Source organism: Parabacteroides faecalis (assembly GCF_022809355.1).
GTDB classification, from domain to species: Bacteria; Bacteroidota; Bacteroidia; order Bacteroidales; family Tannerellaceae; genus Parabacteroides; species Parabacteroides faecalis.
The window spans coordinates 1-9,723 of record NZ_JAKZMM010000080.1; the positions used below are offsets into that span (position 1 = coordinate 1).

Annotated in this window: 6 protein-coding genes; 3 read left to right on the forward strand and 3 right to left on the reverse strand. The window is 38.3% G+C overall.

The window, feature by feature from the left end:
• The first annotated feature begins 241 nt into the window (after positions 1–241).
• Positions 242–2,536: a cation:proton antiporter gene (locus MUN53_RS17615; RefSeq protein ID WP_317236368.1), complete on the forward strand. Its 2,295-nt coding sequence runs from the start codon at positions 242–244 to the stop codon at positions 2,534–2,536.
• A gap of 85 nt (positions 2,537–2,621) precedes the next feature.
• Here MUN53_RS17615 and trxB read toward each other — a convergent pair whose 3' ends face one another.
• The 3 genes from trxB to MUN53_RS17630 all read right to left on the reverse strand — a co-directional run bounded on the left by trxB (position 2,622) and on the right by MUN53_RS17630 (position 6,077).
• A complete protein-coding gene (gene trxB, locus MUN53_RS17620) occupies positions 2,622–3,575 on the reverse strand; it encodes a thioredoxin-disulfide reductase (RefSeq protein WP_243326696.1) in 954 nt (317 codons plus the stop codon).
• Between the two features lie 30 nt (positions 3,576–3,605).
• A complete protein-coding gene (locus MUN53_RS17625) occupies positions 3,606–4,259 on the reverse strand; it encodes a LolA family protein (RefSeq protein WP_243326697.1) in 654 nt (217 codons plus the stop codon).
• A gap of 66 nt (positions 4,260–4,325) precedes the next feature.
• Positions 4,326–6,077 (reverse strand): SGNH/GDSL hydrolase family protein, encoded by a 1,752-nt coding sequence (locus MUN53_RS17630; protein ID WP_243326698.1) that lies wholly within the window; start codon positions 6,075–6,077, stop codon positions 4,326–4,328.
• A gap of 306 nt (positions 6,078–6,383) precedes the next feature.
• Here MUN53_RS17630 and MUN53_RS17635 point away from each other — a divergent pair, with 306 nt between their 5' ends.
• Both MUN53_RS17635 and MUN53_RS17640 read left to right on the forward strand, forming a co-directional pair.
• Positions 6,384–7,943, forward strand: a complete 1,560-nt coding sequence (locus tag MUN53_RS17635) for a hypothetical protein (protein WP_243326700.1) — start codon at positions 6,384–6,386, stop codon at positions 7,941–7,943.
• A 378-nt stretch (positions 7,944–8,321) separates the two neighbouring features.
• Positions 8,322–9,494 carry a 6-bladed beta-propeller gene (locus MUN53_RS17640; protein ID WP_243326702.1) on the forward strand — a complete coding sequence of 391 codons (1,173 nt, stop codon included), beginning with the start codon at positions 8,322–8,324 and terminating at the stop codon, positions 9,492–9,494.
• Positions 9,495–9,723 lie beyond the last annotated feature (229 nt).

Here is a 9,723-nt window from a genome sequence, read left to right on the forward strand (position 1 = left end):
TTAAGCCTCGTCACGCCGATGGTACTGCGTAACAGTGGGAGAGTAGGTAGCCGCCGTTTTAGAGAGAGAATGAAAGCCGGTTCAACAAAATGTTGAAGCGGCTTTTTTCGTGTTATATAGTATCCTTTTGGGCAGATTATCTGTGCTTTTTCTACACAGGTCATAAAAAACTTCCAAAATAGGCAGAGATTTGCTATATTTTAGCTATATTTGTTAGGAATTAATCTAAGGATGAATTCTTATGGGTAAAGGTAGCAGAAGTTTGATATACTATCTCGTGATGTTACTTGTATTTGGCGGGTTGATGTACTTCATTATCAAAGAAGGTGAAGCTCGGCAAATACAGGAAGCTATTAGTGTGTCAAATGAGGCTCCTCATGATCTTAAGGAAGGCTTTTTTGTCTTTAAAGATCTGCTAATGCACCATGTGGAATCTTCCATTGGAATTCTTTTGCTGCAGATCATAGTCATTCTTATAACCTGTCGTTTGTTTGGTTGGTTGTTTGCTAAAATGCAGCAGCCTACTGTTATTGGAGAAATTGTAGCAGGAATTGTTTTAGGACCTTCTGTATTAGGTCATCTTTTGCCATCAGTCTCTGCTTTTCTATTCCCTTTTGATTCGCTACAGAACATAAATATGTTAAGTCAGTTTGGCTTGATTTTGTTTATGTTTGCGATTGGTATGGAATTGAATATAACTGAAGTAAGACAAAAGCTGAAAGAGACAATTTTAATTAGCCATACCAGTACCATATTTCCTTTCTTTTTAGGTATGGTAACGGCATACTTCTTATATAACAAGTATGCATACGAGAGTACTCCTTTTCTTTCATTTGCCTTGTTTGTTAGCATAGCTTTAAGTATAACGGCATTTCCAGTATTGGCTCGTATTATTCAGGAGAAGGGATTGACCAAGACTCATTTGGGAACAATTTCTTTAGCAAGTGCGGCGAATGGTGATATTACTGCTTGGTGTTTGTTGGCTGTAGTCGTTGCAATAGCCCAAGCTGGAAGTATGCTGAGTGCTATTTACAACATTGGCTTTTCATTTATTTATTTGTTGCTGATGTTTACTGTTATTAGACCTTTCTTACGAATGATTGGTCATATTTATCATAACAAAGAGGTGGTAGATAAAGGTCTAGTAGCATTTATGTTCCTTTTACTGATCGTGTCTTCTTATTTGACGGAAATTTTGGGTTTGCATGCATTGTTTGGTGCTTTTGTAGCTGGTGTGGTAATGCCTGATAATATTAAATTCCGGAAGATCATGACGGAAAAGGTTGAAGACGTTTCTTTGGCTTTATTCTTGCCTCTTTTCTTTGTATCAACAGGATTAAGAACGGAAATAGGTTTGCTAAATAGCCCGGAATTGTGGTATATGTGTGGAATCTTTATTCTGGTTGCTATTATCGGTAAGTTCGGAGGATCGTTGGTGGCTGCTCGCTTTGTAGGAGAAACGTGGAAGGATAGTCTTTATATCGGAGCTTTGATGAATACAAGAGGATTGATGGAGTTGGTTGTGTTGACTATTGGGTATGACATGAAGATCCTTACGCCTCCGATTTTTGTTATGTTGGTGCTGATGACGTTAGTAACAACATTTATGACCACACCGCTCATTTCTTTTATTCAATTTTGTTATCAGGTTTTTGGTAAATATAAATCGCATAAAGTGGAATGGCAACAACCGCAACCCGGTGTTTTCAAGGTTTTGCTTTCGTTTGGGCGTGCAAGTAACGGACAGGTTATGTTGGATGTGGCTCATCAGATGTTTGCGCATACAAAGGATAAGCTGGAAATAACGGCTCTTCACTTGACTGTCGGTTCGGATGTAAATCCATTGCATACGGACAATTTTGAGGAAGTCAGCTTTGGACCTATTTTATACGGAGCACAGAAATTGAATATTCCTTTAAAGACACGCTATGAGGTTTCGAATAATGCCGGACAAGATATCTGTGAGATTGCTAATAAGGAAGGATATGACTTCTTGTTAGTCGGAGCCGGAATTTCGTTGAGTGATTTACCCAATGATATTGCAGCCAATCAGTATCGGACTTCTTTCTATGACAAATTTCTGCGCCATTTCAAAGCTCCGGAATCGTGGTTTTATCCGGGAGAGTTATTGAAGGATAAGACGAAGATGTTCATTGAGCAGAGTCTATGTCCGGTGGGTGTATTTGTGAATCGGAAATTCGTTAAGGCAAGCAATACATTAATCGTTATTCATTTTGCTGAAGATTTGTTCTTGTTGAATTATGCGGATCATTTGAAGCAGACAACAGGATCAGACTTGACCATTCTCAACTTGATGTCGAATGAAGCGAAAGACATTGATCTTGTTACTCAGCGTTTGTTTGAATATACGGAGTTGCAGCATAAGGCGATTGTGTATAATGGAAATAAACTGACTCAAAGTGTACTGTCTGCTTATAATTTTATGTTGATCAGTTATAATACGTGGAATTTACTTTCAGAGGTTTCTAATGAGGAATTACAGAAGATGCCTTCAACTTTGATTTTGAGTAAGTGATAGCAGATATATAAATGGAAAAGCGAATAGATGAGAGTGCTTTCTTTATCCATTCGCTTTTTCTGTATAAGAGACAATAGCAATATTATTTCCCGTGCTCTGATAAATATCTTTCGGCTTCGATAGCTGCCTTGCAACCGCTTCCAGCTGCTGTGATGGCTTGGCGATAATGTGGATCAGCTACGTCACCTGCAGCAAAAACGCCAGGTACTTTTGTGCGTGGCGTACCATCGATCGTTTTGATATAGCCTACTTCATCGGTTTCAATCCATGGCTTGAAGATGTCTGAATTTGGTTTGTGACCAATCGCTAAGAAGAAACCGTCGATGGCAATATCAACCAATTCTTCATCCGGTTCTCCTTTACGTTTTACCAAATGAGCTCCTTCTACACCGTTTTCTCCAAACAGACCTAATGTGTTATGCTCGAATAGTACGGTAATGTTGGGCGCCTTGAATACACGCTCCTGCATCACTTTGGATGCACGCAAATAAGGTTTGCGGACAATCAGGTATACTTGTTTGGCTAAGCTTGCTAAATAAAGTGCTTCTTCGCAGGCTGTATCACCGCCACCTACAACAGCTACGTTCTTTTTACGATAGAAGAAACCGTCACAAGTAGCGCAGGCCGAAACACCCATGCCTGCATATTTTGCTTCATCGGGTAAGCCCAAGTATTTGGCTGTGGCTCCGGTACTGATGATCAAGGTTTCTGTTTCAATCACCTTTTCTCCATCAATCGTAACTTTATACGGCGCTGCCGATAAGTCGGTTGCCGTAGCAATACCCATACGGATATCTGCACCGAAACGTTGTGCCTGCTTCTTCAAGTCTTCCATTAATTGCGGACCTGTTACGCCTTCCGGATAACCCGGGAAGTTTTCTACTTCGGTTGTTGTTGTTAATTGTCCGCCCGGTTGAATACCTTCATATAAAACCGGTGCCAAATTGGCACGAGAAGCGTAGATAGCTGCTGTATATCCGGCTGGTCCGGAACCAATGATCAGGCAGCGAACTTTTTCATTGTTTGTATCACTCATTGAAATATACTTTTTATTTGTTATTCTGATTTATCGTAAATCGATTACTTCTGCATCCGGATAATCGGATTCGTTGAATGAGAAGAATGAATCGGCTTGATTTTTGCCTGTTTCCCATTTACTGATATGGATGCTGACTGTTGCTCCGTTTTTATCCGTAATGGTGATGGCGGCCGGAATGTGAGATACTTTCTCGATTTGCAAATCGACTTGTTGGATATCACTTTTCTTTTTCGGAGTCAACGTAATATCATAAGCCGATTTGGCTTGTCGAGTTGTACTTGTTCCTTTATATTGTACGGCAAATCCTTTCTTATATTGCCGAAGCAAGACGGCCGGATTGGTTAATTGCAATTCATCACCGCTGGGTGTACTGGCATTCACTTCTTCGTTACGCATCAAATAGACCCATTGCGTTTCGCCGTTGTACCAGGTAATCATATCCGGTGTTTCCAACTTGAATTTATCACCTTTCATGTTGATGACTCCTTCAAAGCTCTCCGAAATATTTTGTTGCGGAACAACCGAATGTATGGCAAAATTGGCTTTGATTCCGTTCGATTGTTCATACGCTTGCGCTGCCTGATCTAAAATGGCTTGTGCCTCTTGTGCTTGTCCGTTTCCGGCAATACTCAGTAAAATCAGACAAAAAATCCATGAAAAATACGTTCGTAACTGCATCATACCTTTTTTCTTTCCGGACAAAGATAGTACAAAAAAACGAAACATCATATCACCCGTTTCATGGGCTTATCGGTTGGATGTTTTCAGTATAAAAGGAGCAATCAAGGCATATCCTTTATCGTTTGGATGCAATCCGTCTTTGAACAGTTGTTCATTGATTTTTCCGTCGGACTGGAACAAGCCTTTTCCGGCATCGATATACAGACACTTATGTTCGTTTACCATTTTTTCTATCTTCTGGTTGATTTGCCGAACCCGGTTTTCTCGCTCTCTGCGAGGCAAGATACCAATGACGCGGATTTCAGCTTTAGGCTGAAGATATTGGATGGCTTCGAGCAATACATCCAGACCGGTTACGATTTCCTCGTCTGTATTCATGTCGAGATTGTTTGTTCCGATCATCAAGATAATGCGTGAAGCTGTATATCCGTCCAATTCTCCGTGATAGATTCGCCAAAGGACGTTCTCGATACGATCCCAACCACAACCCAGGTTGTAGAAGTCTTTCATATATTTCTTCCAGGTTTCGGGACCGTTCTGTGCAGGCGCGTCGGGCACTCCGCCCCAATAGTGTGTGATGGAATTGCCGATAATGACCGATTGAGGCTGTGCTTTGTATAAGTTTTCCAAGTTATCCTCATGTCGTTTCTTCCATTCGTACATACCCGGTTCTCTTCGTTGGGTAACAGGAATAGTTGTTTGGATATTCCCGACAGGCATGTGCAGGATTTCCCGTATTTTACTTTCTACTACTTTAGCCTGTTGTTGCATACCCAAATCTGAAGGATGTACATAATCCACCCAACCATCGGCAGATAGGTTTAATTCTTCTCTGGAAAGATAATATAGTTGTTTGGTTTGTTGTTTCAGCAGTTCAAAGGCTTTTCGTGAGGCTGCGTTGGCTTTTTGATAAGATTGTTTGCTGCTTTCGCTCACTTCACCGTTGCTGTAACCGGCGTGTTCAATCAGTAAAATCGGTGTATCCGGATGTTTTTCCCGAATTTGTTTGACGCTGGCGATCACCTTCTCTTGTACACTTTCTTGTGTTTCGCCAGACAGATTGGGTAGGCAGTCCAGCAGATAGATTTGTGCCTCTATTTCGTTGATAAAGTCGATTACTTCTTTTTCCAGTCGTCCGTTACCCGAAAATCCCAGATTTATAAGAGGCAGATCCAAGTTACGCTGTACGATATTACCCCAAGCCATACCCGGACGTGAAGCACACGCACCTTGCACAATCGATGTTCCGTACAGGACAATCGGCTTTTCACGATAGACAGGGATAAATTCAACGGACTGATCGTCCTGCACTCCGATTTCCATCCACTTCACCCCATTGTATAAAGGCAGATAAAGCTGGTACTCAAATCCCAGAGAATGGTAGGTGGAAGCAGACAGACCTGAATAGGTATAAACAATCGTATCGCCAAAGGAATACGTATTAAAGCAGAATTGCCGTGTTCCATCACTATTGATCCGATACAAATCAACACCCGAAACACCAGTTGCCGGCATGTGGGGCATGGCAAACGGACCACTAACCTGATATCTGATTTTTATTTCCGGACTATTACTGTAAAAATGAATTGCCAGTCCGGCTGAATTTTGAGACAAATTCCAAACGGCATCCCGAACGAGTGGTTTTGCCCGGTCCGGCAATCGGTGATATGATTGAGATAATTCTTCAACAAAAGCCTGGTTCTGTACAACTGGAAATCCAGCCTGCATCGGGTTAAACCATTTGATGGCCCAACCGCTTAAAGACAAGAAACTCAAAGCGGGTATCAAATAAACGATACGATTAGAAGCGTGTTTCATGATATATTCTGTTTTATAAGTACAATACAAAGATAGTGATATCTGTTTCTTTTTTTAAGGGAATCTGTTTCTTTTATTTACATTTGTACGTCAAATCGTAATTCAATAACCATGAAAAGGTACTTGTTTCTTTTATTGCTTGTTTTGTTTGCTGCTTGCCGGCATGCTGATAGGACATTTGAAATCTTGGATAAAGCTGAAGAACTTATCCAGGCGAATGAGGCAGATAGCGCATATACGCTTTTGAAAGAGATTCCGAATCCGCAGCAATATCCAGAGAAGGAACGGGCTCGCTGGTGTTTGCTTATGACTCAGGCAATAGATGGAACCTATCGTACACACACGTCGGATTCGTTAATCCGTTTTGTTATCCGATTTTATGAGGGGAAAAAAGATTTATCCGAATTGCCTACCGCTTACTATCTATTAGGACGTGTGCAAAAAGATTTAGGGGACAACGAGAAGTCTGTCAGTTCTTTCCTAAAAGCGTTAGATCTTGCTAAGGAAGATGGAGACTATAAACTACAATATTTATCAGCATCTCAATTGGGGAATATATTTGAGTCTACAGGCTTTATAAATGAAGCATTTCGTTCGTACCAACAGGCACTACATTTTGCCGAGCAAGGAAAAGATAGTGTGAATATGGCTTATGCGAATATTTATTTAGGACGAGTGTATGGATTATTGAAAGTTTGGGATCAGGCGATAGTTGTTTTTCAACGATCTATTTCTATAGCAGAACATGTTTCTAATACCTTGGCTCTTCAATTAGGATTAAATGAATTGGCTGATACATATATACATATTCAAAAATATCAGGATGCCTTTAGCTGTTTACAGAAAATTCTTTACCTGAAAGAGAAATCAACGGTAAACAGCAAAGCGGTTACTTATTTGCATATAGCAGACCTGTTCCGTTTAATGGGTAATTATGATTCAGCTTATGTCTCTTTGAATAAGGCTCTAATGGCAGATAATCAGTACACACGACGAACCGTTTATCAGCATTTTTGCTATTTGTTTGAAGAGCAAGGAGATTATAAAAAGGCCGTGGAATATAATAAAAGATATTGGGCTTGTAATGATTCTATTCAAAATGCAGAGAGTGATATTATCCTAGATATAGAAACGAAATATTTGCGTGAAAAACTACTGGCAGAAAAACAACAACAGGAGTTAAAACAATCGAAATTGATATTTTGGGGTAGTTCTTTATTATTTGTGGCAATCATTATTATTTTGCTTGTTTACATGGATAAGAAACGAACAACCATCCGCCTGTTTGAACAATTGCATAAAATTCGTTTTCAAATGGCTGAAAATAAACGGATTATTGCTTCTTATCAGGAACAAATGGATAGTCTATCATTGCGGCAATCAAATTATGATGATTTACAGCAGAAAAAGGCTTTATTGGAACAAGAAGTTTCCAATTTGGTGCAACGAAATGAAAAACTGAATAATCAGAAATTACAAATCTTGATCCGCCTCAATCAAAAGGACGAGGAAATCAAGCAATACGAAGAAATCATCAAGCAACGGGAGAATACACCGGATATATTTGCACGTATTAAACGAACTCTTACTCTTGAAGAGAAAGAATGGCCGGAACTGATTGCTCGCACAGACGCTTTGCACCGTCAATTCACCGAACGATTAAGAAAAGCTTTTCCCCAGTTAACGGACATTGACCTTCGTCTTTGTTGCCTTCTCCGTTTGGGGTACGGCAGAAAAGAACAGATCGACTTGTTAAAAGTTACGGATGACAACTTAGACAAGCGGAGACAAAGGCTGAAAAGGCGCTTAGATCCAGATAAAAAATGGGGAAAAGGCGAATTAGAACAATTTCTTCAGTCATTTTAATGGTCGGGTGTCAGGTGAAAAATCGCCAATTTTCTTTATAACTCTCTGCTAATTAATGAATTATTCCAATATCAAAGTGTCCATATAACAAATCATTTATTTCCCTACATTTGGAAAAAAGAATCTGGGTCCAAAATGAAAGTATTGTCGTTCCTATTACTTTCAATTGGAAACTTGTTACTTTTTAATTTTTTGACAGTAGTCGTAAAGCTTTTCCATATATGTGCTAAAGTTTTTTGACAAATGTGGTAAAGCTTTTCGACATCTGTCAAAAATATGAAATGCAACGAGAAAAGGATTAGAAATAAATATAGTGAAGGTTTTATTCTAAGGAGTAACCCATAAAAAGGAAGTTTAATCAAATAAAAATATCAGATTATGAAGAATCTATTATCTATTTTGTTTTTGTTAATATCGGTTTTCATGTATGGCCAAAAAGTACCAATGATGAAAAAGGAAGTATCGGGAAAAGAATATAAAATTAACTTATATGAAGCCTGTAAGAACAAATTGTCTGAGATTCCAATAAGTCAATTTGCGGAAGATGTGGAATTTATTCCTTTGGAAACAACCGATGACTGTTTAATCGGAGACGCTTGTATTGTTTCATCAATAACACAAAAAGATATTTTTATATTTGATTATGAAAGGTGTTACCATTTTGATAGGGATGGTAAATTCTTAAATACAATAGGTGCTAAAGGAAATGGACCTGGTGAATATACGAAACCGATGAAATGTATTGTAGATACATTAAATCAATGGGTTTATTTTCCTGATCATTGGACGGGCAGATTACTTAAATATGATTATTCAGGTAATTTTTTAGAAGAATCACATCCTAAAGGTCTTAGTAGCCTTACTTGGTTGTATAACCCTATGGAATTTTTGTTCGGAGATAGTTTTTATCAATATGCTGAAAAAAAAGAACGATTTAGCATTTTCTTTTATTCCCTTAAGGAAAAAAAACTGTTCTCAAAGATGAAATGTGAATACGAAAAAGATATTCCTAAATTAATGATATGTGATCCAACTGTTTATAATTATCGAGGTAATACTTTCATAAAAGACTTTTGGTGTGATACCATCTATCAATTAACTAATCCATATAAATTGGTATCACATGCTATTATCAATAGAGGTCATTTGGGATACCGAACTCAAGATGACAAATCGTTAATTACAGGAAAAAAGGATTCAGAAGAACAAATCACTCTTGCAGTTCATACAATTGTAGAAACGGATCGTTTCTTTTTTATAGGGTCAAACCAAGGAAAAGTTATCTATGATAAACAATTAAACAAAACTGTAGCTTTAGATTATGATATACCATTTATGGATGATTTATATGGAAGTCCAGGATTAATATATTATCCGTCAATATCTAACAAAAATGAAATTTATCAGGCTATACATGCCCATAAATTTCTTGAAGGAAGAAAAAGCAAACATTCTATCTCCGATTCTAGATATAATGTTTATCTGAAAATAATTGATAATCTTACAGAAGATGACAATCCGGTTATTATGATTGTGAAAGTCAAGAAATGAAGGGACTTAAAAATGGGGAAAATGTGAAAAATACCCCGTAAATAATAGGGGAAAATGTGATAAATGATTTCAGGTGAATTGGAAATATGACTGTTACTCCGTATTTAACTCGTATAATACCTTAATTCCGCAACACTTTGATTTAACTTTATTTATAAGTTCCTGAGCAACAAAAAGTTGCTCAGGATTTTGCCATGTCAGAATTTTCACTTATCTTAGTGTTGCAAAA

Excerpts from the sequence above, each read along its gene's own strand:
- MUN53_RS17625 (WP_243326697.1), bottom strand. The coding sequence starts at position 4,259 with ATGATGCAGTTACGAACGTATTTTTCATGGATTTTTTGTCTGATTTTA.
- MUN53_RS17640 (WP_243326702.1), top strand. The coding sequence starts at position 8,322 with ATGAAGAATCTATTATCTATTTTGTTTTTGTTAATATCGGTTTTCATG.
- MUN53_RS17635 (WP_243326700.1), top strand. The coding sequence starts at position 6,384 with ATGACTCAGGCAATAGATGGAACCTATCGTACACACACGTCGGATTCG.
- MUN53_RS17615 (WP_317236368.1), top strand. The coding sequence starts at position 242 with ATGGGTAAAGGTAGCAGAAGTTTGATATACTATCTCGTGATGTTACTT.
- MUN53_RS17630 (WP_243326698.1), bottom strand. The coding sequence starts at position 6,077 with ATGAAACACGCTTCTAATCGTATCGTTTATTTGATACCCGCTTTGAGT.
- trxB (WP_243326696.1), bottom strand. The coding sequence starts at position 3,575 with ATGAGTGATACAAACAATGAAAAAGTTCGCTGCCTGATCATTGGTTCC.